The sequence below is a fragment of the Caloramator sp. genome (assembly GCF_020054765.1).
Taxonomy (GTDB): Bacteria; Bacillota; Clostridia; order Clostridiales; family Caloramatoraceae; genus Thermobrachium; species Thermobrachium proteoclasticum.
The window spans coordinates 1-25,848 of record NZ_JAIHAO010000024.1 but is presented as its reverse complement, the minus strand read 5'-3'; the positions used below and the strand labels follow the sequence as shown (position 1 = coordinate 25,848).

At 32.3% G+C, this 25,848-nt stretch carries 26 protein-coding genes; 5 read left to right on the top strand and 21 right to left on the bottom strand.

Annotated features, from left to right (window positions below; all coding sequences use genetic code 11):
• Nucleotides 1-133: 133 nt before the first annotated feature.
• The 5 genes from JG776_RS08510 to ypeB form a co-directional block, all read right to left on the bottom strand.
• Nucleotides 134-547: a DUF1934 domain-containing protein gene (locus JG776_RS08510; protein ID WP_291966571.1), complete on the bottom strand. Its 414-nt coding sequence runs from the start codon at nucleotides 545-547 to the stop codon at nucleotides 134-136.
• A gap of 18 nt (nucleotides 548-565) precedes the next feature.
• A complete protein-coding gene (gene murI, locus JG776_RS08505; RefSeq protein ID WP_291966570.1) occupies nucleotides 566-1,372 on the bottom strand; it encodes a glutamate racemase in 807 nt (268 codons plus the stop codon).
• A 23-nt stretch (nucleotides 1,373-1,395) separates the two neighbouring features.
• Complete coding sequence (locus JG776_RS08500) at nucleotides 1,396-2,376, bottom strand: tRNA 4-thiouridine(8) synthase ThiI (protein ID WP_291966568.1); 981 nt, start codon at nucleotides 2,374-2,376, stop codon at nucleotides 1,396-1,398.
• 326 nt (nucleotides 2,377-2,702) lie between these two features.
• Nucleotides 2,703-2,888 (bottom strand): small, acid-soluble spore protein, alpha/beta type, encoded by a 186-nt coding sequence (locus JG776_RS08495; protein WP_027309432.1) that lies wholly within the window; start codon nucleotides 2,886-2,888, stop codon nucleotides 2,703-2,705.
• A gap of 56 nt (nucleotides 2,889-2,944) precedes the next feature.
• Nucleotides 2,945-4,300, bottom strand: a complete 1,356-nt coding sequence (gene ypeB, locus JG776_RS08490; RefSeq protein WP_291966565.1) for a germination protein YpeB — start codon at nucleotides 4,298-4,300, stop codon at nucleotides 2,945-2,947.
• 142 nt (nucleotides 4,301-4,442) lie between these two features.
• On the opposite strand from ypeB, the gene JG776_RS08485 reads away from it, so the two are divergent.
• The gene (locus JG776_RS08485) at nucleotides 4,443-5,558 is read left to right on the top strand and encodes a glycosyltransferase (protein ID WP_291966564.1); all 1,116 of its coding nucleotides are present in this window, start codon (nucleotides 4,443-4,445) and stop codon (nucleotides 5,556-5,558) included.
• A 23-nt stretch (nucleotides 5,559-5,581) separates the two neighbouring features.
• On the opposite strand, the gene spoIIR is transcribed toward JG776_RS08485, so the two are convergent.
• From spoIIR to JG776_RS08425, 12 genes are all read right to left on the bottom strand, one after another.
• The gene (gene spoIIR / locus JG776_RS08480; RefSeq protein ID WP_291966563.1) at nucleotides 5,582-6,211 is read right to left on the bottom strand and encodes a stage II sporulation protein R; all 630 of its coding nucleotides are present in this window, start codon (nucleotides 6,209-6,211) and stop codon (nucleotides 5,582-5,584) included.
• Between the two features lie 81 nt (nucleotides 6,212-6,292).
• Nucleotides 6,293-7,447 carry a Ger(x)C family spore germination protein gene (locus JG776_RS08475; RefSeq protein WP_291966562.1) on the bottom strand — a complete coding sequence of 385 codons (1,155 nt, stop codon included), beginning with the start codon at nucleotides 7,445-7,447 and terminating at the stop codon, nucleotides 6,293-6,295.
• Nucleotides 7,444-8,547, bottom strand: coding sequence for an endospore germination permease (locus tag JG776_RS08470; protein ID WP_291966561.1), 1,104 nt, complete (start codon nucleotides 8,545-8,547; stop codon nucleotides 7,444-7,446). Before JG776_RS08470 ends, JG776_RS08475 begins: the two co-directional genes overlap by 4 nt.
• On the bottom strand, nucleotides 8,525-10,072 hold the full coding sequence (locus JG776_RS08465) for a spore germination protein (protein WP_291966560.1): 1,548 nt from the start codon (nucleotides 10,070-10,072) through the stop codon (nucleotides 8,525-8,527). Before JG776_RS08465 ends, JG776_RS08470 begins: the two co-directional genes overlap by 23 nt.
• Before the next feature lie 10 nt (nucleotides 10,073-10,082).
• On the bottom strand, nucleotides 10,083-10,289 hold the full coding sequence (locus JG776_RS08460; protein WP_291966559.1) for a CLC_0170 family protein: 207 nt from the start codon (nucleotides 10,287-10,289) through the stop codon (nucleotides 10,083-10,085).
• Between the two features lie 87 nt (nucleotides 10,290-10,376).
• On the bottom strand, nucleotides 10,377-11,111 hold the full coding sequence (locus JG776_RS08455) for a nucleotidyltransferase family protein (RefSeq protein ID WP_291966558.1): 735 nt from the start codon (nucleotides 11,109-11,111) through the stop codon (nucleotides 10,377-10,379).
• A 3-nt stretch (nucleotides 11,112-11,114) separates the two neighbouring features.
• Entirely contained in the window at nucleotides 11,115-11,963 is an 849-nt protein-coding gene (ispE, locus tag JG776_RS08450) for a 4-(cytidine 5'-diphospho)-2-C-methyl-D-erythritol kinase (protein WP_291966557.1), read from the bottom strand.
• A gap of 107 nt (nucleotides 11,964-12,070) precedes the next feature.
• Entirely contained in the window at nucleotides 12,071-13,633 is a 1,563-nt protein-coding gene (locus JG776_RS08445; RefSeq protein ID WP_291966556.1) for an SPOCS domain-containing protein, read from the bottom strand.
• A gap of 344 nt (nucleotides 13,634-13,977) precedes the next feature.
• Entirely contained in the window at nucleotides 13,978-14,235 is a 258-nt protein-coding gene (locus JG776_RS08440) for a Veg family protein (RefSeq protein WP_291966555.1), read from the bottom strand.
• Nucleotides 14,236-14,489: 254 nt separating this feature from the next.
• Nucleotides 14,490-15,803: an N-acetylmuramoyl-L-alanine amidase gene (locus JG776_RS08435; protein WP_291966554.1), complete on the bottom strand. Its 1,314-nt coding sequence runs from the start codon at nucleotides 15,801-15,803 to the stop codon at nucleotides 14,490-14,492.
• Nucleotides 15,804-15,814: 11 nt separating this feature from the next.
• Nucleotides 15,815-16,687, bottom strand: a complete 873-nt coding sequence (gene yabG, locus JG776_RS08430; protein WP_291966553.1) for a sporulation peptidase YabG — start codon at nucleotides 16,685-16,687, stop codon at nucleotides 15,815-15,817.
• A 126-nt stretch (nucleotides 16,688-16,813) separates the two neighbouring features.
• Nucleotides 16,814-17,806: a CotS family spore coat protein gene (locus tag JG776_RS08425; RefSeq protein WP_291966552.1), complete on the bottom strand. Its 993-nt coding sequence runs from the start codon at nucleotides 17,804-17,806 to the stop codon at nucleotides 16,814-16,816.
• Between the two features lie 397 nt (nucleotides 17,807-18,203).
• On the opposite strand from JG776_RS08425, the gene JG776_RS08420 reads away from it, so the two are divergent.
• The gene (locus tag JG776_RS08420) at nucleotides 18,204-19,523 is read left to right on the top strand and encodes an MFS transporter (RefSeq protein WP_291966551.1); all 1,320 of its coding nucleotides are present in this window, start codon (nucleotides 18,204-18,206) and stop codon (nucleotides 19,521-19,523) included.
• Nucleotides 19,524-19,632: 109 nt separating this feature from the next.
• A complete protein-coding gene (locus JG776_RS08415) occupies nucleotides 19,633-20,745 on the top strand; it encodes a glycosyltransferase family 1 protein (protein ID WP_291966549.1) in 1,113 nt (370 codons plus the stop codon).
• Nucleotides 20,746-20,764: 19 nt separating this feature from the next.
• Here JG776_RS08415 and JG776_RS08410 read toward each other — a convergent pair whose 3' ends face one another.
• From JG776_RS08410 to JG776_RS08395, 4 genes are read right to left on the bottom strand one after another with little or no spacing between them, the layout of a single operon-like run.
• On the bottom strand, nucleotides 20,765-21,781 hold the full coding sequence (locus tag JG776_RS08410) for a CotS family spore coat protein (protein WP_291966547.1): 1,017 nt from the start codon (nucleotides 21,779-21,781) through the stop codon (nucleotides 20,765-20,767).
• A gap of 4 nt (nucleotides 21,782-21,785) precedes the next feature.
• The gene (locus JG776_RS08405) at nucleotides 21,786-22,688 is read right to left on the bottom strand and encodes a hypothetical protein (RefSeq protein WP_291966545.1); all 903 of its coding nucleotides are present in this window, start codon (nucleotides 22,686-22,688) and stop codon (nucleotides 21,786-21,788) included.
• Between the two features lie 10 nt (nucleotides 22,689-22,698).
• Entirely contained in the window at nucleotides 22,699-22,980 is a 282-nt protein-coding gene (locus JG776_RS08400) for a hypothetical protein (protein ID WP_291966543.1), read from the bottom strand.
• A complete protein-coding gene (locus JG776_RS08395; protein WP_291966541.1) occupies nucleotides 22,964-23,956 on the bottom strand; it encodes a CotS family spore coat protein in 993 nt (330 codons plus the stop codon). The genes JG776_RS08400 and JG776_RS08395 overlap by 17 nt, the downstream gene beginning before the upstream one ends.
• A gap of 141 nt (nucleotides 23,957-24,097) precedes the next feature.
• On the opposite strand from JG776_RS08395, the gene JG776_RS08390 reads away from it, so the two are divergent.
• Together JG776_RS08390 and JG776_RS08385 are read left to right on the top strand one after the other, a co-directional pair.
• Nucleotides 24,098-25,225 (top strand): glycosyltransferase family 1 protein, encoded by a 1,128-nt coding sequence (locus JG776_RS08390; RefSeq protein WP_291966539.1) that lies wholly within the window; start codon nucleotides 24,098-24,100, stop codon nucleotides 25,223-25,225.
• 33 nt (nucleotides 25,226-25,258) lie between these two features.
• Nucleotides 25,259-25,594: a hypothetical protein gene (locus JG776_RS08385; protein WP_291966537.1), complete on the top strand. Its 336-nt coding sequence runs from the start codon at nucleotides 25,259-25,261 to the stop codon at nucleotides 25,592-25,594.
• Nucleotides 25,595-25,848 lie beyond the last annotated feature (254 nt).

Below are 25,848 nucleotides of genomic sequence, written 5' to 3'. Positions count from 1 at the left end.
GGTAGGACTTTTTCAAACAAAGAAAAGCTTAGAATTGCTTGGCGAAATGAACCGATGCCCAAGAAATCCTTCATGGGGCTAATCAATATATAACTTTTTTCAACAATCTGAAAAGGTGCCAAGCATCTTTTGTTTACCTTATTTTTAACTCTAAATGATTTATAATCGGATCAAGGCCTGTTGCCTGCATTTTATAATCAAGCTCAACCTTTGCACCCTTATCATCTGCCTGAATATCAACCTTATTTGTTGATATTGTTATTTCAAGTGCACCATAGGGAGTTGAATAAAAGGCTGTGTGTTTTTCACCCTTTTTAAATTTCAATTCTGAAGTCGTTGTACCACTTCTTATTATATTTAAACTGTCTTGACCTATAATTAGGGTTGTTCTTGTACCCTCCATTCCTGATATTTCAGATTCATCATATTCTGCCACATAGCTGTCGTTATCTTTATAATATATACCTTCTGAAATAAGTTCTATTGTTTCTTCTTGTCCATCAATTAATTGCTTTGTTTTTACAGAAATCAAACGCTTATTTTCCACACTCTCATCCTCGCTTTTTTAATATTTTTCTATATCTATTTTTGTAATATTTTCTATTTCTCTATTTAAGAAGTTTCCGCCAACTCTTTTAAACTTATCAGGATTATCACTTACATAATAGCTGTATTCAGCATTTCTTTTAGATGTATTTTGTAATCCATTTCCAAATAAGATGCTCTTTAGCTCAATTGCAGTCTCCTCTGCAGGGTTTATTAAAGTTACACCATCTCCCATTATTTTACCTATAACATTAGTTAAAATAGGATAGTGGGTACATCCTAAAACAAGTGTATCCACATCAAATTCCTTAAAGGGCTGTAAATATTCCTTTGCTATCATATAGGAAACTTCCTTTTCCGCCCATCCCTCCTCCACAAGAGGAACAAATAATGGACAAGGTAGTGCATAAATTTCAACTTCCTTAAACAGTCTTCTTATCATCTTTTCATAGGCTCTGCTGTTTACTGTACCCTCTGTACCTATTATTCCTACCCTACCTGTTTTAGTTGCTCTAACTGCAGCACTTGCACCAGGCTTTATAACCCCTATTATTGGAACATCAAATTCTGAATTTAATTCCTCAAGGGCTAATGCAGATGCAGTATTGCAGGCTATTACTATTGCTTTAACATCTTTACTTAATAAAAATCTTGAATTTTGTTTAGCAAATTTGGTTATGGTCTCCTGAGATTTGCTTCCATAGGGAACCCTTGCGGTATCTCCAAAATACACAATATCCTCATAGGGAAGTATCTTCATTATCTCTTTAACTACAGTTAGCCCTCCAATCCCTGAATCAAAAACACCAATAGGTCTTGTATCCAATTCTCTCCCACCTTTTTACTTTATTAAACCATATACTTTGCTATTTCATCATCCAAAGCAGGTTCTACCGTTAATATATTATATTTATTTTCATTATAAATTCTATACTTAACTCTAACATTTTTTTCTTCCCTTGCTTTGCTGTACCTTGCTGCAATCCTTGCTGCAAGTATTATATCTTCTTCAGATGGTTTTCCTCTTAAAACAACAGTTGAACCTGTAACATCAAGTGTATCAAAGATATAATCTCCTTCTTTTATCATTGTCTTTAACATTTTAAATTCATCCTGTGTTCTTGTTGAAATTATTTTTACATTTTCATTTATTCTAAAATGTCTTCCTATGTTTAATATATCTATATCTTGGGGCTTTGCCTCTTTATTATGTGTTAGTAAGTCCTTTAGCCTCTTAGAAAAACCAGGATCTGTTAACTTACAGCCTCCTGCTGGTGATGGATACTCCTTTATATTCCATTTCGCTGCAAGTTCCATCTGAACCTTTCTTCCTCTGCCTGATATATCAAGTAATTTTTCTCTGTCAACAAGTCCTTCCTTCTCCATCCAAGTCTCAGGTAAATTTTTAGCACATAATGGTCTTAATATATATTCCTCATATCCTGATTCCTTCTTTACTATATCAAGTGCCTGTCTATTTTGAGACATAGGTCTTTGGTTTAAAACTTCTCCTGTTATTATAAAGTCTGCCTCAAGCTCCTTCATTAGTTTTCCTGCATAGTTTAACATCATAGCGTGGCAGTCTATACAAGGATTCATATTCTTGCCGTATCCGTGTTTGGGGTTTTTAACCATTTCAAGATGTTCTTCTGAAAAATCTACAACCTTAAGTGGTATATCTATCTGCTCACACATCTTTACTGCTCTATCACAACCAAAAAAAGCAGACTTGAAGCATATACCAATAACCTCTACGCCTTGGTCCTTTACGAGTTTTGCTGCAAGTCCACTATCTAATCCACCTGAAATTAACGCAAGTGCTCTTGTCATTTTATCATCTCCTTTATCACAATATGGCGGGTTACCTATACAAGAATTAAATAGGCAACACCTATATATAATTTGAAGGTCTACCTAATTAATTTAATGATATGCTTAGGTCTTACTATATAGACATTTTATATTTTGTACTATTATAAGTCAAGAAACATTAATATTATATTTTCTTATGTAAATTTGCCCCGCAAAGGATTTCTTTTGGCATTTTTAATCACGTTAAAGTTCGTGACAAATGCCTTTGAAATCCTTATACGGGGCTCTTTTTATACACTTTAGCATCTCTTAATGTCAAATTTGCAAATTATCTTCTGCGTTTATTAGCTGTGATTGTGGTTTTGTTCATACATCTTCTCTGCATATTTTATTGCTGCTGCTACAAGGTTTCCACACTCTCTTGATGGAACATCGCCCCAGCCTTTTTCCTTAACAATGTCATAAACCCCAAGCTCTTTTGCAAGCTCATACTTTAGTTCGTCAGACATAATGCTTCTATGTCTTGACATACTAAATCCCCCCTTTGATATTAATTTTCCCCCAAAGCATTTTTATATGTTATAAACTATATGGTAAGCTCACCATTAGGTGTATCTATTAACTTCAGTATCCTCTCTTCTGTTCCATCCTGAGCATTTATATATATAAAGAACTTTTCTCCTTTGTATTCTCCAAAGAATTCATAACATAAAACTTCCTTTAAAGATTCCATTGGTATTATTGTTAATCTTATGTTTTTTATGTTTAAATTTTTGCTAACATTCGCCTTTGCCTCCTGTGGTGTAATCCTTGCCGTAGGTATCCTTCTTTCGGTGTGAGCTACTAAAAAGTGCTGTGCCTCTATACCAATTATTTCTCCATTGTCTAATGCAATCTTTAACTTGATTTGATCTGGATAGACAACAACCCTATCCTGCACGTAAACATAGTTTATTAGAGCAATATTATCATATTTTAATGTGTAAGTTGGAAACATATCTCTATATCCTATGTTTTCAAGATATTTCATTCCCCTTTCAATTGCCTGCTTCATATTAAGCTTTGAACTTTTTACTTCTCTTGTATTTAGAAGATATACAATTTTGCCTCCATTTTGACTTACATCAACATCAACTGTTGCATCCTTATTGCCCTTCATAGTAACCTTGAAGGGATAAACTGGTATTTTGCCTCCCTGTTTACTGCTGTATGTATCTATAGATTGAACCTTATCATTTCCAAGTATATCCTTAACTATCCTCTTAGCCTCATCTATACTTATCTTCGGCTGTTCTAAAATCTTTGGCTTTATATTGAGTACATTTTCCGAAAATGGGCCATCGTAAATTAAAGTTGGATACTGCTGAAGCTCCTTGGATATATTTTTAAATTTTACATCCACTGGGTTTTGTAAATTCTGGGAAAATAAAACCTTGCCCTTAAGCTTGATTTCAGTCCAGTCTAATTTACCCTCCGAAACCTCCTGCTGCAGTTCGTGCAGTTTAACATTTAAATAGCCTGCATAGTCATTAAGCTTTTCTAATGTTTTAAGCTCAGATTCACTTAATCCCTGCCCACTGCTGCTTCTTTTTAGAAGAGTATAGGAAAAGTCCCCAACTTGAGCTAAAAATTTTGATGTTTGGAACAGGGCTTCGTGGGAAATTGGAAGACTGTTTAATCTATCCTGTGCTGCACCCGCCTGCCTCCAGATTTCACTAAATATTATTATTGCTTGTTTTTCCGACATAGTAACTGGAACCTTAGATAGACTTGCCTGTAGAGATTCAACATTTGAAACTATTTCATATAAGTCTTTTTGGTATTGATTTCCAAGAAATATTCTATAATCTCTCCTATCAAGATACATTAGGACTCCAAATGTTGTGGTAAAAACAATTATTATAGAAACAACTATTGCAAGAAAAGACCTTTTATTAAACATATTACCACCCTTTACACAAAAATTTCTAAATTTATTTTTTGTATTTATCTTGTAATTATACATTTAATTTGTTGTTAACATTATGTTAATAAAAGGATTTTTTAAGATTTTTTGCTTATAAATAATTAAGTGAGGTGAAGTTATGAAGATATTGTGCTTGACAGTATCGGCAGGAAGTGGACACATAAAGGCTGCAGAGGCAATAGGAAAATACTTTAAAACACATTATAATGATGTCCAATTTGAAATGGTAGATACACTAAAGTATATAAATCCTATAATTGATAAGATAATAGTAGGTGGGTATTTAAAAAGTTTAAAGAAGACACCTGCACTCTATGGAAAGCTTTATAAATACGCCGATTCAGAGGATACCCTATCTAACTTATCAAGTATAATAAATGAAATACTATCGATTAAAATAAAGGGACTAATTGAAGAATATGAACCTCAAGCAATACTCTGTACACACCCATTCCCACTTGAAATGGTATCTAAACTTAAAAGAAAAAATAAAATCGAATGTCCCTGTGTTGCAATATTAACAGACTATGCACCACATTCCTTTTGGCTATACAGCCATATAGATGCCTATGTTATACCTAATGAGGACTTCATTCAGGATTTAGTTGAAAAGGGAATTGAAAAGGATACAATTTATCCACTTGGAATTCCTGTTTCTGAGGAATTCCTTAAAAGGATAGATAAAAGGGAAGCAAAAAAAGAATTAGCGTTAGATGATAAATTTACTGTCCTTTTAATGGGTGGTGGTCTTGGAATTGGTAATATTAGAGATATATTTGAGAAACTTGCCTTCTCAAAGCTTGATATACAAATAATTGCCTGTGCTGGACAAAATATAAAACTTAGAAATCAACTAAATGAAATAGCATCAAGGACTAACAAAAGGACAATTGTTTTTGACTATACTGATAATATTAACCTTCTTATGTCTGCATCAGACCTATTAATATCAAAACCCGGTGGGCTTACCATTACAGAAGCATTAATCAAAGAAGTTCCTATTGTCATTAATTCTGCAATTCCAGGTCAAGAGGAGAAAAATGCTGACTATCTATTAAATAATGGCATTGCCGCAAGAATACACTCAGACGACAGCGTTGTAAGCATTCTTATGCAGCTTTTAAATAGCAAAGTTAGGCTACAACATATGAAAGAATGCTGCAGAGAAAAAGCAAAGCCAAATGCAACAAGGGATATATGTAATCTTATACTTCAAAAAATTGAGAATCAATAAAGGGGCTGTTTTCAGCCCTTTTTCTATTTAAATAATCCCTCTAATAGCTCTAATATCTTAAACTTAAACACCACCTTCTCGTGCTTCTCCTTGCTAAAATCCGAAATATTCATAACCTCTGTTACTTCTTCCTGGTCTAATACTTTATTTAACTGTTCTTCAGTTTCTTCGGTTGTGAGGCCCTTTGTTATATCAATAAAGCATAATGGCGGGAACATTACACACCACCAGTTCTTACCTCCACCTTCTCCAAGAACTATCCTTAGGGCTGTGTAATCGCCCTCCTTTAAGGTTATGTTCCCATAGCTTTTTATAGGGAAGGTGTATGTACCAAGGCTTGCCTTAGCTGTGTATTTATATCCGTTATTTTGCAATATATTGTTTGATATATTTTCAATCCTATCAATATTGCTTGTAATTATTTCAATTGCCTCATCCTTTGTCTTTGCCCTCTGAAGTTTTGGCCCTAATTCCTTTAATACCGCATCTCTAACCTTTAATTTTACGCTCTGGTCATTTTTTGAATCGCTGTTTGCTATAACGTGAAATCTTATGAGTTTATCTTTATAGTTTAGCTCACCTGTTGCTCTATTTGCATAAATGAAAGAAATAATAATAACTATTGTAACTATTCCACTTAAAATCCTTTTCATCTAAAATCCCCCTTCTTAAGAACTTACTATTAATATTTCCAAATTAAATAGGTTTTAAACAAAAAAGAGGTAATTTTTTTATTACCTCTTTGACCCTATTCTCCTTATAAAGGCCTTTGCTTCAACTGTAAACTCTGCCTCTTTAAATGCCTCATCCCAATTATCCTTATATTTTTTATAAACTTTATAATAATTCTTTCTTGTATAATCCTCTAAACCTAAATAATCAGCCTCTATATCATCTTGGAAGTATTTTATAGTTTCCATCATTTCAAGTTCAAAGGATTTTGATAAAATACTCTCTATATCATCTAAAATACTTTTATCAATATCTTCTTTACTAAAGGATTCATTTTCTAAGTAACCTTCAAGTTCAGCCTTTATTGTAAATTTAAGCTTTCCATTATCATCCTCTACATATATATCCCTATAGTTATCCTGTATAAAATAGGATATATCTACTCCCTTGTAGTTTACAAACTTTCTTCCTCCCTTTAATTTACCATTTATAAATTGAAATGCCCTTAAATATTTTTCATCCACCTGTTTATAGAGCTTATTATCCTTTATTAATGCAATATTCTTTATCTCAACTTCATCTTCATTAACAGTTATAACCGGCAGTATTGCCTTATTGCCCGAATTAAGATTTGAAATAAAATCTAATAATTTTACTGGTACAATATATGACAGTTTGCTTGCATTGCTAAATACCCCTTGTATATATGTAACAAGATATATGTCAAGCTTTGGTTTTATTTTAGTAAGTTTTTCAATATCACCCTCAAGCATCATAATATTAACTGAAGCATTGATGTCGGGGTCTCTTTCTAAAAAATCTACTGTTTCTTTAAATACCTTTTCATTTTTAAGCACTTTATCTGTTAAAACAACAACCTTCATATGGGCAAAAAAAGGAGTTCTATTTAGCCTTATTCCTATTTTTCTTATTGCATCTGGTATTGTCTCTGCCTCAGCCTCAGCAGTAACATACCCCTTTTCTCCACCCTTTAAAATCTCACCAGGATTTGCAAGTGTAAATATTACCTTTATGGTACCATTCATTTCCTCCTCATAAAAGGGTTTTACCTCTTTTGATTCTTTTCTTCCTTCTTCTTCTAAAGCATCAATAAATATTCCTCCTACAAAGGCCCTTTCATCTATCTCCACCTTATCCCAACAACCTTGAAATAGTAAGCATAAGATTAAAACAAAAACCAAAGGCAATCTCTTCATTTGCCTCCACCTACCTTTTTAAACCTTGATACAATGAACATCACTATTGGAAGTATAAAAATTGTATATATTCCTAATGTATTGGTGAGCAAATCCCCATATTTCATCATATCTATAATACTTTCACCTATAAGGGAAGTAAGATATATAAAGGGTAAAAATATAATCAATATATGTTTTGCTTCAGTATGACCTAATATATCCTTGCCTACAACACTCAGTGAATAAAGAAGTGAAACTATTGATGTATATACAAATAAAACCCATAGAGCCTCTAATATACCTTCAACCCTTTCTATAAAAGCTCCTGGAACATCCGATGCCTTTATCATACTCATTGTTGGATACATAAACCTCTGTGTTAATTTTGAACCAAAGGTTGCATAACATTCAATTATTGTAATAACGTAAGCTATTATTAGTAGTAGGATTGCAACAAAAGATGCCTTAAAGGCTTTATTGGGCTCCTTTATAAATGGAAATATTATAAGTAGTGCCTCAAAACCCGCATAAGCAAAAAGAGCAGATTTTATGCCCTTTGCAAAGCTCAATACATCGTGGGAAAAGATAGGTTTTAAATTTGAAAAATCTGAACTCACCAATCCTATTAAAAACAAAATAACAAGAACAAATGCGATTACAGGGGTTACGGCTTCAAAAAACCTTACAATTGGTTCTATCCCAAGCCTTGCAAGTATTACTGATAAAATAATCAATGGAATCATTATCATTTCAAGGGGAGTTCTATTTAGCAAAAATATCTTTGCAGTTTCTCCAAAAATTCTTGTTTCGAGTGCCGCAAATAAAAGGAAATATAAAAAGACAGGAATTGCAAGTATTATTCCTAATATATTCCCAAAAAGTAGCTTCAAGGTACCAACTAAACCATTTTGGGGAAATTTCTCTCCAACTTCACACATAATATAGACTATACCTATGCAGATAATACCTGCAATTATAGAGAGTATCCATCCATCATTTTCAACTTCCTTTGCCATTGAAGCTGGAAGTGTTAATATACCAACACCTAATATAGTAAGATAAACAAGAACTCCGACTTGATAAGTCGATATCTTATCATTGCCCCTCTGCATTTTCATCACCTGCCTGCCTTATTTCATCCTTTGGATTTATATGCCTTGGTCTTTTTATCATATATCTCCAAGGTGCTCTAAATATTACTGAATCCTTTATGTCTGTATACTCAAAGGGTGCAATAGGTGCCAAAAATGGTACACCAAAGCTCTTTAAGTTGCTCAAATGTATTAACACAATAATTGAACCTAAAACTATGCCATAAAGCCCAAAGACTGCTGCAAATACCATTAATAAAAATCTTACTAATCTAAAGGCTGCTGATAATTCATAGTTTGGTATAGAGAAGGAGGATATAGCTGTTATTGCAACAACTATTACCATAATAGGGCTTACAATACCAGCAGAAACAGCTGCCTGACCTATTACAAGACCTCCTACAATACCAATAGTTGAACCTATTGGTCTTGGAAGCCTAACTCCAGCTTCCCTTAAAAGCTCAAGCGTGAGTTCCATTATTATAGCCTCAATAAAGGCAGGAAATGGAACACCCTCCCTTGTTGCTGCAATTGAAAGTGCAAGTTTTGTTGGAATAATACCAGGGCTAAAGGAGGTTATTGCTATGTATAGAGCTGGTGCAAGTATTGCTATACCTCCACAAATAATCCTTAGTATTCTTACAAAACTTACAACTACAGTTCTTGAATAATAATCCTCTGGAGATTGGAAAAAAGCTGTTAATGTTACAGGTACAATTAGAGCAAAGGGTGAATTGTCAACAAGTATTGCAACCCTTCCTTCATATACTGCTGCTGCCACAACATCTGGCCTTTCTGTTGTTTGAACCTGTGGAAAAAGACTAAAGGGCCTATCCTCTAAGTACTGCTGTATGTAACCACTATCCAATATTGCATCTATATTTATGCCATTTAATTTATTTATAACCTCATCAACTATCTGCTTATCAACTATGTCATCTATGTACATTACTGCAATATCTGTCTTTGAGCGAACTCCAATCTGCTTTTGTTTTATTTTAAATCTTGGATCCCTTATCCTTCTTCTAACAAGAGCTGTATTCATCCTTATTGTCTCTGTAAATCCATCCCTTGAACCTCTTATAACCGTCTCTGCTGTAGGTTCCTGTACTCCCCTTACAGGGAAAAACTTAGTTGCAATAATTAGGGCCTTGTTTTCTCCATCCATAAAAATTGCTGTATCACCAGATAAAACAGCCAAAACAGCCTCTTCAATGTTGTCATTTTCCTTAAAATCTGTTACAGACATAGCTGCAACCTTTGAGGCTTCATAGAGCTCATCTTTGATATCCTCAAAGGTTGGCTCAACCATTCTTGCCATAAGCATAAGAGGTTTTAATACAAAGTTGTTTAAAAGCTCTTTATCTGCCATTCCATCTATATAGAATAAAAATACGTCTCTACCCTTATCTCCGCCTATTTTAAACTGCCTATATACAACATCATCACAGTCCTTAAGTAGATTTTTCACAGAAAGTATATTGTCATCAATCATTGTAGTAATAGGTGTTTTCTTATTAGGAGTATATTGGTATAATATTTCCCTTTTCATATAATCACCCCTAAATTTCAAGCTTTAAGTAAAGCACATATCCTATGATTGCAACTATGGTGTAAAGATAGATAAAAAATCTGCAGAACTTGTACTCCTTCTGCATTCCCTTTTGTTTATACTCCTTTGAATCCTTGTATAGAAAAAATACTGATATTAAGAATAAAAGCATTACATTAAAATCAAAGTATTCCTTAAAAAATTTTAAAATAGCCATAGCACCACCTCTTTAATTTAGTTTTACATTCATATAGGTTATTTATTCAAAAAAAGTTTCGCTTTGGTTTACCCAAAGCGAAACTTTTTAGACTATATTTAGATACTTTTTAACAAAATCTATATCCTCCTGCTTATCAACATCATTTCCAATCTCAGGATACTTGGTGAAAATTGCACGTCCATCTACATTAAACATCTTACCAATTTTTTTCTCAACAGCCTCAATTGTAAGTTTGCCTAATGCTAACCTTATTAAAAATGTAAATCCCAATGTTCTTCCCATCTTAAGAGGCTTTTTTCTATACTCTACAAGCTTTTTTGCCTTTTCTGTACAGTTTTTTATTGCCTCCATCTTTATATATACTATATTTCCACCAGTATATACCCCTTCCCTCATCTTTACATAGGTTCTTCGTACATCTGGATATTTTTCATCATTTAATTTTTTATCTATTATAGGATAACCCACATCTATATTTCTCTTTTCACATTCTTCAACAAACTCCTCTATTGCACTGCTTTTTATAAGTGGTATATCTGCTGTACATATTATAAGAGGTGTCTTTTTATCCTCTATGCATTCGGACGCAAGTACAATATTGTCTATTATATCCCCAGCAGGATTTATGCATCCCTTTACTCTATCCTTTAAAACATTTTTTACACCTTCATCACAAACTATGTAAATGTCCTTAACTTTTTTGCACTCCTTTAGGGCATCTATTATGTAATCTACCATATACTTATCTCCAATTTTTAAAAGGGCCTTTGATACCCCATCCCTTCCCTTATCACCAGCAAGAATTAAAGCATTTACCATTTTTTACACCCCTCTATCAACTGTATTAACAACAAAAACTTCCTTTATGTAATCCCTTAATCTATTGTAACACCTAATAGCATCCGCCTTTTCCTCAAATATACCAAACACCGTTGGCCCACTTCCACTCATAAGGCTTCCTAACGCACCAAACTCCAACATTATATTTTTAATCTCGTATATTACTGGATATTCCTTTATTGTAACATTTTCAAGAACATTTACCATTGATGCTGCAAGCATCTTTATATCGTTATATTTTATATAATCAATTATTCTTTTAGTATCTGGATGTATTGAAATTTCATCCAATTTTAGATTTTGATATACATATATAGTTGAAACATTTATTGGTGGTTTAGCAAGTACAATGTAGCAGGATACGTCGTTTAATTTTGTAAGTTTCTCCCCTATCCCCTCTGCAAGGCAGGTTCCTCCCTCAAAGAAGAAAGGAACATCTGCACCAAGTTTTAGAGCAATTTCCTTCATCTCGTCCTTTGAAAGTTTTAGAGAATACATTTCATTTATTGCCTTTATTACTGCCGCTCCATTGGTACTTCCACCAGCAAGCCCAGCAGCCACAGGTATATTCTTCTCTATCTCAATCTTAAAGTTATCCTGTATTTCATATCTCTGCTTCATTAGTTCAACTGCCCTTACAACAATATTACTTCTATCTGATGGTACATTAATATTATTACATATAACCCTTGTTTCACTATCCTTTGTTATTTTCACTTTATCATAAAGTGAAACCGTCTGCATTATCATCTCTAAAAGATGATAGCCATCCTCCCTTTTACCAACTACATCAAGTGAAAGATTAATCTTTGCAGGACATTCGATAATCATAGAAAATCCTCCCTTCGTATATACAATTATACATAAGTTAAAAAATTCCTGCAATTATATTCAATAAAAGGTGTCAGGAAATATATTTTTACCTGACACCTTTTATGCTACTTCATAAATCCCTTCTTAGGAATTAAAAGCTTCATTCCCGGCATTATTAAATCTGGATTATCTAAATCATTTATTTTAATTATATCATCCATAGAAGTACAGTATTTTTTAGCAATCTTCCAAATAGTATCATTGGGTTGAACTACATATAAAACTAAGCTTGGCATATTCTTTATACTGTCTTCTATATCAACTTCCTCTACATTCTTAATTACATCAAACATCATCTTGTTATATAACTTTGCGGAAACCTCAACAATAACCTTTACATCCATTTCTCTTTGGGATGCCTTATCAAAGGATAGATATTCTAAATTAACAATTGCATCCTCTATCATATCTATTTTTGCACCATCTATTGAAACTGTGGACTTAAATGGTATCTCTTCACTGTAGCTTACAAGTTCATCCTCTTCCTTTTCTGCCCTATATACAGCACATACTGAAACAACCCCATCACATATAACCTTATCTTCTACAATCTTTGTCTCTGTTAATATTGGCTTTGCTTCAACATATATAATATCTCTTATTCCATCTAAATCATCATCAATTGTAATCCTTTCTTTTATAGTCTGGCTATCTACTCCCTCATTATAATATCCAATTGAGCCTATATTCTCCCTAACAAATTCAAATCTTGATGATGATGTAAATGCATCTATTGTTCTTTCTATTACTCTATCATTGTATGTTTTAACATTTACATCAAGGGATATTTGTATTTCAAGGTTTTGCCTCTCACCTGCTTCATTTTCTAAAACCTTATAGTCTATATCAGTTATCCTAAAGGACACATCGCACTTCATATTTGGTTTTAAGTTTTCTATCATTATTTCATTAGTAAAGGCTATATCTACATCTTGGCACATTAGCTGATCCTTTGTTGTTTCAAAGAGAACTCTTGAGAGAACACAAGCATTTACAACAAGCTTGCCATCTTGAACTAATAAATCCTTTTTATGAACGTGAGCAGAAAGTTTAAGTATGTTTGCAAACTCACCCTTATCCTGAGGAAGCTCTAAATTGCCCTTTACTATAACCTTAGATGTGTCCTCAGACACAAACTCACATACCTTCATTGTATCCTTCTGAGTCTGAAGGTCCTGTCCTTTAATATCAACTATTGTTTCAACTTCACACTTTTGATATACAACAGTCTTTAATGTTACAACTGCATTAACCTTTAACTTCTTATCCGAGAGCATTTCATATTCAAGCGTTTCAATTGATGACATTACTTTACAGGTCATATTAGGAACTGCCATTGGAGCCTGAACATATTGTTTAAAATTAGTATCTGCCTTTTGAATTTTAACTACAGACTTTTCACCCTTTGAAGCATAGAGTATCTTAAACGACATTCTGCCATCAACTAAAACCTTATCCTCAAGTACAGTAGCCTCCATTAATGTAACTTCTCCATCAACGTTTAGTATCTTATCTATCTCTGGGTTCATCTCGTCAATTACAATATCTCCACTAACCATTGTTTGACTTGAACCTTCAGCAATTATTCTTTCGTAATTTAGCATATCTCTAACTAATTCTACTGACATTATATCCCTCCCACCCAAAATTACCTAATATAGTATATAATGACTACAGCCTTTTTATGACTAAAACATTATTTGATAGAATTTTTTTAATATTACTTCTTTTTTCGATATATATTGACATTTTTTTTATTTTAGATAAAATAAATAATTGTTGATGACCATATAACCTCTCATAAATTCTCAATACCCTAAAGAAACCTTAATCTTTTATCCCCCTATTTTAAAAAATAAGCTGCCAAACCCATAACCCCACACAAAAACCACTTCCCCGGTGGTTTTTGTGTTTTTTGCAAAATCAAAAAGGAGCCAAAGTTTGGCTCCTTTTTGATTTTGTAGTTTATCTTCTACATTGCTACTTCATTATTTTCAAAGACTATTTGTACATTTTTGGTGAGTATATCAGAATAGCTATATGAAATAACTCTTGATGTATTGTCACTTGCTTCGACTCTAACTACAAATATATTGGGATACGTTTGCTCTAAAATACCCTCTTTTACAAGAACTTTCTTTCTGCCGTTGTTTGCCTTTAAAAGGACCTTTTCTCCTACGTGCTCATCAATATTTTTTTTGATGGCATCTAAAAGTTCTCTCCCCTTCATAACAAACACCCTCTTTCCACAAATACAATTTTACTCCAACAACTTAATTTTGTCAAATAAAATAATTAATTTTATCAGCATTTTTATCTAAAGTCAATATTAATTTTATGTTTACTAATTTTAAAATTTTTATTAATTACATAATACTTCACTATATCTCAACAATACTCTATAATTCATACATCATCTCAATTTGACAAAAAATCATTGTAATAATGCCAAGACATTTTTTAAATACCTTGGCATTATTACAATCAAATAGAAACTTCAAAATATTCACATACAGCCCTATATATCGCCTCTGCGATTTTATAAATATTCTCTTCACATATTAACCTACTATCTATATTTCCTGTAATATACATACACTCTACAATAACTCCCGTGCTTTTGCTCTCCCTCAAAATGTAGTAATCTCCTTCTCTTATACCCCTATTTTTAATCTTCAATTCCTCTGTAACCCTATCTAATATCTTTTTTGATAGGTTTACAGCATCTACATCATCCTTAAAGCAATAAACCTCTATTCCATTAACGCTCTCCTGAGGAAAACTATTCTGATGTATGCTTATAAATATATCAGGTCTTCTCTTGTTTATTATTTTAACTCTATCTGAAAGTGTTATATCCTCATCTATACACCTTGTTAAAATACATTCAGCCCCTTTATTAGAAAGAAGTTCATATAGCCTTAGGGCGATTTTTAGGTTTATATCCTTCTCCATAAAATCGCCATTTACATTCCCAAAATCCCTTCCACCGTGTCCTGCATCTATTACAATTTTTCTTCCCTCAAGCGTATTTACAATTTTATCATCATCAAGCTTAACAAATTCAATACCTGTATAGTAGTATTCTATTATATCCTTAAAATCTTTATTTTCATTTGCCATAGAACAAGCACCCTCAATACACACACCAAGCCCTATTCCTTCACCCACAACCTTAAAAACTATGCTATCTTCTTTAAAATAAACTCTATTGCTCTTTAAACCTAATATCTCCATTAGCTTATCTCCTGTTATTTCCTTGCCAAGAAGATTAAGTTTTCTTATTCTTCCTGTATCATCCCTCGACACATCCCTTATGATTTCCCTTATCTGGTCTTTGTATTTAATTCTACATCCTATTGCATTTGCCATCTTTTCGCAGTCAAACTTTATTTCTTCACATCTTTCGCTACATCTTCTACAGAGTACCTTTCTTAAATAATTAACCTTATATCCTAATATAGACTCTGAATTTGCTGTCCCTCCTCCACAGCACTTTGTAAAATAGAGTGAAACAGGTTCAGCATTATTTACAACAATTATACCTTGTGTCTCATCATAGGCTCTATCCAATAGTTCCTTCTTTGTATCTTCAAGTTTTTTCAAATTATCCAAATTAATTTCGCCACTAAATTCCCTTTTGTAATAACCAGAATTTTTGACGTGTACAATTAGTTCACTTCTTTTTAAAACAATTAATGTCTTTAAAACCTCAAATGGTATATCAAAAATATCAATATCTATTTTCAACACATTACTTAAAACAAAATCTTTAAAGGATACACCCATTATCTTCATAAACACCCCACCTATACATAAGGTGATTTAGGTAGTCCCTCTCTATATTTGCCCCGCGTCTCAAGTCCACCTATACCCTTAATCCCTGTAATTGTACTATCAACTATCTCTTTAGGATTTAAAAACTTTGAAATACTTGAAAATGCTATCTTTTCACAAACAAAAACAGGGTCCATAGCGTGTATAAAAACCCTATTAGGAGAGCTTGCAAAGTTTGCCCCTGCCTCAATCAGTGCCTCATAGAAGGATTGACAAGCACCGGCAAATATAACCAAATCATCATAGGATGGCTCATATTTCCTTGCTCTCCTTACCGCCTCAACAAAGTATCTTGAATTTCTATAGCTATCTAAATTTTTATAGTCCTGACTACCCTTAAGCATCGCATCGTGGCCTGTTAAAACAAGTATATCAGGTCTTACTTCATTTAAAAGCTCAAGAACAACATCAGGCTGTCTAACCTCTGGAACAAATCTTCCATAAGCCTCTATACCAAGCTGTTTATATCCCTTTAGGCATATATTTAAATATTCCATATCACCATCTATATGAAGGACCTTGCCAGGACGGCCAAAGGTAACATTTGAGTTTACATTTGGAGTATTTATTCTTTGAAAGGTCCCTTGACTTCTTCTTTGAATTACTGCCTTTTTAATGAGTGTATTTACTCTCTTTAAGGTTTCATCTTCCTCCTTTGATATTTTCGAAATAGGTGGCTTTTCCAAATCCTCCTCCTGGGCATCTGCAATTAATCTATAGTTAGTTCCTTTTAAAATATATAGATTTGTACCATCCTGTTTTTTTACTATTTCCATTATTTTGAAATAGACATCACCGCCATAGGATTTCCTTATAACTATATCCCCCACTTTAAATTCCTCCATAACATCACCTCCTTTGTATATAATATGTTTTAGAGAAGTATAAGGTTAAAAAATAATGACATAGGGCAGTTTAGAATATATACATTCCAAACTGCCCTATGTCACAGTTATCACATTTTTCATACATCACAATATTTCATCTAACTTGCTTAAAAACTCTAAATATCTATCCTTTTCATCAACTATCTCCTTCATTTTCTTTAGGAAAGTAGCCTCCGTCCAAGCTGCCTCTTTATAATAATATCTATTAGCAAGCCTCCAAAATCTCTGTGGAAATTTAAGTAATGTCTTTAATACTTCCTTTTCATCAGAAGTAAGTTCTCTTATTGCTGAGTATTCCTTTAAAATAACTACTGCATAATCTATATTCCAATCAACCCTCTTTAATGTTTTAACAATAAGGGTTGATAAATCATAGACCTGAACCTCAGATTTTAAATAATCAAAATCAACTAAGTACACCTCATCAGAATTTTTTATTAATATGTTGTGATATGTGTAATCGTGGTGGCACAAAACCTTTTTATTTAGAGACATATCACATACTTTTTTATAACTTTCCATATTAATTGTTTCATATGCCTTCTTTGCAAGCTCATAAAAACTATCTATACTTGATAAATACAACATATCAAACTCAGTTTTCTTTTTACTCTTTTCTGCCATATGCTTCATCTTCTTAAGGGTTCTAAGTCTTTTTTCAAGCGTATATGGCAATTTACCTACATCACATCTAACTTTAAGATTTTCCTCTAAATCAAAGCCCCTTGCTGCTATATGAAATTTTGCTAAAGTTCTTGCTGCTATCTTAACGTCTTCTAATACCTTAAAATCTGCCTCTTTTGCATCAATCCAATCAGTAACTATATATATATCCTCATTTACAAGGGCATATGGATTATTATTAAGGGATAGATTATATCTATCTACCCTTTCAAAACCATTTGAAATAATATGATTTTTAGCCTTATAAATATAATTTAATTTTTGAATTCCATAGGATATTTTCTTTAAACACTTATCCCCCTTATCAGTTTTTAGCAAATATACTCCCTTTTTTGGTATACAGTCGTATATTCTAAAACCAAATTGATTTGATATTTCTGTTTCTCTAACCATAATTCCACCCCCTTTATTCATTTTTATGTCAGTTTCTATTCAACTATTCCAAATGAATAATAAATAATTGACAATATGTTTAGCAAAATAAAGCGTTTTTAGTTCACAAAACTAAAATTTCAGAATGTTTATTTTTTGTAACATAAACAAACAAAATTACTGCACAAAATTGTTTTTCTTAATTTTCAGATATTTTATGCTGATTGTTTTTATTGAATTATTTAATTCAAGTTTTTATGTCATAGACTATTTTGCATTTTATCTGTCATTTTTAATTCAATTTAAAATATTATTTGAATTTGCTAAATATTACTACTTTTTTAAAATATATTGTTAAAATTATTTCAACATTTTATAATACTAATTGTCGAAAAAAAATAATATAGGGGGTAGCACAATGGAACAAAAGGAATTAAAACGTTTTAACCTTAACAGCTATGCCTTCATAGTAAGCTACATATTTATGGGATTACTTGCTGGTATAGCCTTTGACGTACTTGTTACATTCCTACAACAAGTATCACTTGGTACTGCACAATCATTTTCAGCCTATATGGGCTACAGTACCTTCCTTGCAGCAGCAATTCTTCTTTTAGCACCAAAGGTAGGATATAAGGCACTTGCACTTGCAGCTCCTTTAATGGTTATATTAGGACTTGTTGCAGTTGCTTATGTAAATGTTGGACTTATATTCCCAGTTGCAACACTTGCAATATTAACTGGTACAACACTTTATGACGTAATACTTCCACCATACCTTACAGCATATACTACACCAGAAAACAGAAATAAAATATTCTCAACTGCTATCTGGACAAACCTTGCTGGTATGGTTGTTGCAACTTACTTTGGAGGTTCACTAATTGTAAACAGATTTGCTGCAAGAATGAATATTTCAAAGGCAGAAGCTCAAGCTATTTCAGAAGCAGTTGACAAGATGAGCCCTGAAATGCTAAATCAATATATCCTTGCACATAAAGATGTACTTCTAATGTTTGCAATAGTTGCACTTATATCACTAATACCGTTCCTATTCGTAAAACAAGTTGAATCAGACTATAAGGAAACAAACAAGGAAAAGAAGGGCTTTGATTGGTCAATACTTACTAATAAGTATGTTCTTATATTCTTAGTTTATTATGCTCTAATTAGATTTGGTGCATCATTAATATGCCCATACTTCTCAGTATATCTAAATAAGTTTGTTGGAATAGATAGAGCAACTACTTCAAAGCTAATTTCTTATTCATACTTTGCTGGCGTTATATTTACAGCTATATGTCCATATATAGTAAAGAGAATTGGACAAGTTGTTGCACTTGGTGGTCTTGCACTTGCATCAATTCCATTTATGATGTTCATTGCAAATGGACGTGCATTTGGCGATAGGGCTGCTATGGTGGTAGGTTTAGCACTATTCTTTAGATTTGGTCTTATGAATGCTGCAAACCCAATAATGAACTCACTACCAATGGAATTCGTTTCAAAGGAACTAAGACCTGCATACAACTCAGCAATATTCGTTGCAGGTGCACTAACATCAATACTTGCAGGTTTCTTTACAAAGGGATTCCTATTTAAGACTACATCTGGTTATGCAGTAGCTTACTATATAACTGCTGCTGTATATACTACAGCTTCAATACTATTACTTGTAACATACACTAAAAAATACAATAGATCAAGCAAACAAAAAGAAGAAGAAAAAGCTGCTTAATTCCTAACATCTGGGCTGCATTTTGCAGCCCTTTTCTTTACGTTCCTTCTTCACACTTTTATTTATATAACATATTATGATATAGTAGAAATATTTATAAGGTGCTAAAATGAAGATTGGAATTGATGCACGTGCCGCAAGATGGTATCGTGGAACTGGAATTGGCACATACACATATCAAATTATCTACAATATATGCAGGCTCGATAAAATAAACAGGTACACCTTCTTTTTACCTAATGAAAACAACTCCGACCTTGATATTTCAAACAACATTGAAGTTAATATAATCGACGATAGAAGCAAAGATACCTTTTGGGAGGATGTTTATATCCCTAATGTAATAAGCAATACAAATATGGATGTATATTTTGTACCTCAAAATGGAATTGGTCTACCAAAGGATAAACCCTGCAAATTCTTTATTACACTTCACGATGTAATTCCCTATAAAATGCCTGAAACAGTAGGACCTCAATATCTTGACATATATCTTAGAGAAGTTCCAGAGCTTATTAAAAGAGTCGATGGAATAATTACTGTATCTAACTTTTCAAAAAAAGATATTGCAGAAACCCTAAACTTTCCTGAAGAAAAAATATATGTAACACACCTTGCAGCAGAGGATTTTTATGTACCTATGGATAAAAATATTTGCAAAAACTTTGTACTAAGAAACTACGGTATAGAAGATGATTTCATCCTATATGTCGGAGGATTTAGCCCAAGAAAAAATATAAAGGGACTTATACAGGCCTTTGCACTATTAAAGGAAAAGTACAAAAATCCTATTAAACTCGTTATACTTGGGAAAAAAGGTAGGTCCTATTATGATTATAGAGACCTTGCCCTTAAACTTAATCTAAAGGATGATGTAGTATTTACTGGATATGTTCCTGTTGAGGAACTTCCAATCTTTTATAATGCCGCAAAGATTTTTGTATATCCCTCCTTCTACGAAGGTTTTGGTCTTCCTCCACTTGAGGCTATGGCCTGCGGAACACCAACAATTGCATCAAATAAAACATCTATACCTGAAGTTCTTGGGGAAGATACACTATATATTGACCCATATGAAATAGAGGATATAAAAGAAAAAATGCTGATTCTTCTAAAAGATGAAACTCTATATAACAAAATGGTGCTTAAAGCACTAAAGAGAAGCAGTATATATTCTTGGAAGAAAACCGCAATTGAAACAATAGAGATATTAAATAGATAGAGGGGAGCTTTGCTCCCCTCTATCCTTCTATAAGCTCCTTAAAGTCCTTTAAGAACCTCTCCCTATCATCCTTATACTCTGCCTTTCGCTTTAGCTTTTCAAAAAATTCATCCTCTTCCCATCCTCTTGTCTTCATATAGTAGCTTATCGTGATGTCATAAAAATCCTGTGGGAATAAAAGGTATGCATAAAGCACCTCAAGTTCATCCTTTTTTAGATTGTTAATGCTTCTATATCCCTGAAGAACTGTGTCTGCCATATCTATATTCCACATATTGTGTTTTATTGCCTTTGTTATAAGATTACAGAGGTCGTGATAGGGTAAATCCACAACAGCATAGTCAAAATCAACAAAATAATAATTATCTTCATTATCCACAATTATATTGTGATGTGCTAAATCGTGGTGGCAAAGAACATACCTTTCTCTGCACAACCTCCTATACTCAGAATCTTGGAGTTTATTTAAGGCTTGTTTTGCCTCATCAATATAATAATCTGCATACTCTAAGAAAAGTTTATCAAAGGCACTCTTATTTAAATGAAGCTTTGCAAAGTCTCTACACATATTAAGTTCCTTTATCTTTTTTATGATATTTGCTTCCATCTTATAGAGATTGTTTCGTATATCCTTAACCTTAATTCCCTCTGATGCACTATGAAGTTTTGCAAGTGCCTTTGATGCCCCTATTAAATCAACTGGATTCTCATATATGCACTCGCGTCCCTCAATTAAATCAAGTACAACATATATACCACCTTGATATTCAACATAGGGTTTTCCTTCTATACTCTGCTTAAAATTTATTACATAGGGATATATCCTTCTTATGTGATTTAGTGCCTCATAGATGTACTCAAGTTCCTCTAAGTTATAATCTATCTTTTTAAGTATCTTAAGCCCTTCATTAGTTTTTAATATAAATACTGAACGGATGGGCACAGCATCTTCAACTAAAAAATTATATCTATCAAAAAGTTCTGTGTCTAACATATATGTTGAAAGATATACTTTGTCTCTAAACTTATATTCCATAAATTCACCTCACATCATCCTTAATAGAGGCCCTTTGAAGCTTTGCTACTAAATTAGCATCCTTCTGCCTCATATATTCACATATTACCTTAAGTGTATTTTCAGGAAAGTTTAAATATGCCTCAAGTATATTTAAGTTTATCTGCCTTGGTGAATTTTTACTGTAAATATCTATTATTTTGTCTTTATTTTCTCTATTTGTCTTTTTTATGAGCATAGCCAAATCTTCCTCTATAAGTCCATAGGATAAATCAAATACATCGTATATATAATACTTTCCATTTAACTCCGCCAATGTCTGTTTTCCAATGTCATATAGGACTATTTCCTTCTTCTTCATACTTAGTTCAAGAAGATTAAAATATTCTATACTTCTAAAGGCCTTCATTGCACCTTTACATCTTGTCTTTAGTTCACCTAAAATAGATACAACCTTCTCCTCAAACTCATTACGCCTACTTTTTTCACTTATCTCATCTATAAATTTATCTAACATTGTATAAAAATTTCTATATTTACCTGTTCTCTTTCCCCATGTTACACTTGGCTTTATTTCATCCCTTGCTGTAAATCCCCCTGCTGCGGTATGAAAATTTGCCAAAAGCGAAGCTAAACAATAGGAATTTATATCCTTCTTTATATCAACAAAGCTATATATATCTGTTAAAATATAAAGTTCATTTTCATACTTTATATATGGTTTCCCATCACTTAGGATTTCAAATACAACAATATTATTAAATCCATTTTTCACAGAATGTTCTATAACTTCATTTATAAAAAGTATTTCTGACTCCTTTAGACCTACCTTCTTTAAATGAAGTCTTCTACTCCCAATATCAACAATAAACCCATCGTCAACCTTTTCAATTTTTTTTATTTTATCTTTTCCCCCTTTAAAATCCATACAATCACTCCTAATGTTTTCTTTTACGCTTTTTCTTTAAATGCTTTTCCTTTGATTTTTCTATCTCCCTTATAATCTCATCCTTCTTCTCAAGAAGTTCCTCCATCTTCTCCTGCTGTTTTCTCAATTTTTTCAACCTCTTTATTTCATCCTTTAAACCTTTTATTTTATCCTCCAAATCCCCAATGTCTATATTTTCTTCATCTGTCCTTTTAAGAAGTTCTAAGGTTATATCGTTAAGTTCGCTCTTCATTTTTTCTATTTTTTCTATATATTTATCTATATTTTCCATATAACCCCTCCAGCTCATCTAAAAATTTAAATCTATTTTCCGAATCAGAAACAACCCTATTTAGCCTCTTTAAAAAGTTATCCTCTGTCCAGGGCTGCTTCTCAACATAATATTGCAGACCCACCTGCCAAAAATCCTGTGGAAACTCCATAAAGCAGAATATAAGATTAACCTCCTCCAATGAAACAGGAATGTATCTTCCATATTCATTTAAAATGAAGTTGAATAGTTTAATATCCCAATTACCATATCTTAAGTTTCTGATTAATATACTCGATAGGTCGTGAAGATGTGTATCCATTATTGCATAGTCATAATCAATTATAATTAGATTATCGTTTGTTATTAAAAAGTTGTGATTTGCTGTATCGTGATGGCATACCTCGTGAAGTTTTTTATGAGATTCCATTATTTTTAGGTATCCTGACTTTTCAAAATCCCTTAGACACTTCAATGACTGTTTATAGTGCATATCAAAATATTTTAAGAATATCTCATCGAACTCACTTTTATCCTCCTTTGCTTCACATATTGCTCTAAAGTATAAAAGTTCACTACTTCTTTTTCTAAACTTTTCAACCCATTTACCATAATAATCTCTTATTCTTGTGTCATATTTAAATCCTCTTGATAATATATGGAGCCTTGCAATTGCCTCTATACACATCTTAAGTTCTGTTAAATCCTTAAAGTCTGCCTCCTTTGATTCTATAAAGTCTGTAAGATATGCATAAGCATCATTTAATGATATAAAAAGCTCTCCATCCTTTGTTTTGTAAATAGGAAGTATGTGTTCATAGCCTTTACTTATAAGATATAGCATTACACTTATAATAAAATTATATTGTTTTAAATCGTACTTTGATATTTTTAAACAGTATAAACCTTTATCTGTATTAAGTTTATATATATTCTTTATTTTTTCGTAGGAGAGAATTTTAAATCCATAGGCCTTTTCTACTTCATCAAAAAACATACTTCATCTCCCATTTAAGAGTTCTATTTTATAATATGTTTATAAATTCTTTTTGTGCTACTATAATATTAAAAAAATATGCACATTTAGCTAATAAATGTAATATTTATAATATATACAGCTAATTTTCGGAGTGATAGGATGAATATTGCCATAGATGCAAGGGGTGCTAATCTTTATGCTGGAACCGGAATTGGAACCTATACAATAGAGCTTTTGAAATATATAAACCTACACGACTTTGAAAATAATTATTTGTTATATTGGTATGGTAGTAACTATAAACAATTCAACTTTAATAAAAATATATCAATAAGTATTGCCTCTAAAAAACATCACCATTTTTTTGAGGAATACTTTATTCCTGAAAATCTAAAGACAAAAAAAATAGACATATACCACGTCCCACAGAACGGAATAGGACTTCCTTCTAAAAAAAGCTGTATCTATGTATCTACAATTCACGATTTAATTCCATATGTTATGCCCGAAACTGTTGGCCGTGGATATTTAAAAAAATTTATATCACAAATGCCACAGATAATACAAAATTCAGATTTTATAATTACCGTTTCAAACTTCTCCAAAAAGGATATTATGAGGATATTTGACGTGGAGGAGGATAAGATAAAGGTAACACACCTTGCAGCCGATGACTATTTTAGACCAATCGAAAAGGATGTATGCAGAGACTTTTTAAATAAAAGATATAACATAGATTTTGATTACTTTTTATACATTGGTGGATTTAGTCCAAGGAAAAACGTTAAATCCATACTTCTTGCCTATTCAAGGCTCATTAAAGATATAAGGGATAAGTTTAAAGTTGTTATTGTAGGTTCCTCTAAAGATGAGCACAGCTTTTTAATAAGCCTTGCAAATAGTCTAAATATAAAGGAAAATGTTATATTTACTGGATATGTACCCTATGAAGATTTACCCTATTTTTATAGTGGTGCAACGATATTTTTGTATCCATCACTGTACGAAAGTTTTGGACTTCCTCCCCTTGAAGCAATGAGCTGTCAAACACCTGTTATAACATCTAATGTTTCATCTATACCTGAAATTGTTGAAGATGCTGCACTACTTATTAATCCCTTTGATGCAGAAGAGCTAAAAAACTCAATTGAGAGTCTTATTGAGGATGAAAATAAAAGAGAAAGTCTCGCCAGAAAGGGATATGAACATTCATTAAAATTTAGTTGGAATAAAACTGCAAAGGAGACACTAAACATATATAAGGAGGCAGTAGAAAAAATATTTTAATGTCCCCTTAAAAAACTGAGAAGGGGTGGTTTTGTGGGCGAGACAGTAGAAAAATTTGGTTTTGCGGTAAAGTATAAATCGGTTGGGGAACTTTTTAGTACAGAAATATTACCAATTATTGATTCAATATCAAGGCTTGGTGTTGCTGCTGATGGATTTGCTTCTGCTGCAAATTCCATTTCACATATAAATTTTACAGAACAACACGAAATAAAAGAACTTTTGGAACTGGTATTTGAGATTAGACGTTCAGCAGAGGATTTGCATTGTCTTTTAGATAAAAGACTTGATGCTGCAATTAAAACTGTTGAAAGTGGAGTTTATGATATAAAAAATATAAAGGAAGCAAAAGAAGAACAGGAAAAATGAAAAAGGAAACAAAATTATGGTACAACAATAAGTTTTTATGGAGTTTGTTTGCCTTTTCAATTCTTATGCCTATCTATATTTTATAAATAATGAGTCAGAAGTTGATAAGGTTTATAATATTACCTAAAAATAGAGCGACATTCATCTTAAAAATCTGGTTCTATAATAAATGTTGGGGCGTAGCCCCAGCATATTTTTTTTACAAAAAAAATATGCACCTGTTTTAGATGCCTGGTAAAATTAAATTAACTACA

Coding starts and splice junctions, on each gene's coding strand:
- ypeB (WP_291966565.1), bottom strand. CDS start 4,300: ATGTTTAATAAAAGGTCTTTTCTTGCAATAGTTGTTTCTATAATAATT.
- JG776_RS08435 (WP_291966554.1), bottom strand. CDS start 15,803: ATGAAGATAATGGGTGTATCCTTTAAAGATTTTGTTTTAAGTAATGTG.
- JG776_RS08405 (WP_291966545.1), bottom strand. CDS start 22,688: ATGGATTTTAAAGGGGGAAAAGATAAAATAAAAAAAATTGAAAAGGTT.
- JG776_RS08485 (WP_291966564.1), top strand. CDS start 4,443: ATGAAGATATTGTGCTTGACAGTATCGGCAGGAAGTGGACACATAAAG.
- JG776_RS08440 (WP_291966555.1), bottom strand. CDS start 14,235: ATGAAGGGGAGAGAACTTTTAGATGCCATCAAAAAAAATATTGATGAG.
- JG776_RS08495 (WP_027309432.1), bottom strand. CDS start 2,888: ATGTCAAGACATAGAAGCATTATGTCTGACGAACTAAAGTATGAGCTT.
- JG776_RS08390 (WP_291966539.1), top strand. CDS start 24,098: ATGAATATTGCCATAGATGCAAGGGGTGCTAATCTTTATGCTGGAACC.
- JG776_RS08455 (WP_291966558.1), bottom strand. CDS start 11,111: ATGGTAAATGCTTTAATTCTTGCTGGTGATAAGGGAAGGGATGGGGTA.
- JG776_RS08470 (WP_291966561.1), bottom strand. CDS start 8,547: ATGAAAATGCAGAGGGGCAATGATAAGATATCGACTTATCAAGTCGGA.
- spoIIR (WP_291966563.1), bottom strand. CDS start 6,211: ATGAAAAGGATTTTAAGTGGAATAGTTACAATAGTTATTATTATTTCT.
- yabG (WP_291966553.1), bottom strand. CDS start 16,687: ATGGAGGAATTTAAAGTGGGGGATATAGTTATAAGGAAATCCTATGGC.
- JG776_RS08395 (WP_291966541.1), bottom strand. CDS start 23,956: ATGTTTTTTGATGAAGTAGAAAAGGCCTATGGATTTAAAATTCTCTCC.
- ispE (WP_291966557.1), bottom strand. CDS start 11,963: ATGATTATCGAATGTCCTGCAAAGATTAATCTTTCACTTGATGTAGTT.
- JG776_RS08475 (WP_291966562.1), bottom strand. CDS start 7,447: ATGAAGAGATTGCCTTTGGTTTTTGTTTTAATCTTATGCTTACTATTT.
- JG776_RS08425 (WP_291966552.1), bottom strand. CDS start 17,806: ATGGTTAGAGAAACAGAAATATCAAATCAATTTGGTTTTAGAATATAC.
- JG776_RS08400 (WP_291966543.1), bottom strand. CDS start 22,980: ATGGAAAATATAGATAAATATATAGAAAAAATAGAAAAAATGAAGAGC.
- JG776_RS08410 (WP_291966547.1), bottom strand. CDS start 21,781: ATGGAATATAAGTTTAGAGACAAAGTATATCTTTCAACATATATGTTA.
- JG776_RS08500 (WP_291966568.1), bottom strand. CDS start 2,376: ATGACAAGAGCACTTGCGTTAATTTCAGGTGGATTAGATAGTGGACTT.
- JG776_RS08420 (WP_291966551.1), top strand. CDS start 18,204: ATGGAACAAAAGGAATTAAAACGTTTTAACCTTAACAGCTATGCCTTC.
- JG776_RS08445 (WP_291966556.1), bottom strand. CDS start 13,633: ATGTCAGTAGAATTAGTTAGAGATATGCTAAATTACGAAAGAATAATT.
- JG776_RS08465 (WP_291966560.1), bottom strand. CDS start 10,072: ATGAAAAGGGAAATATTATACCAATATACTCCTAATAAGAAAACACCT.
- JG776_RS08460 (WP_291966559.1), bottom strand. CDS start 10,289: ATGGCTATTTTAAAATTTTTTAAGGAATACTTTGATTTTAATGTAATG.
- JG776_RS08415 (WP_291966549.1), top strand. CDS start 19,633: ATGAAGATTGGAATTGATGCACGTGCCGCAAGATGGTATCGTGGAACT.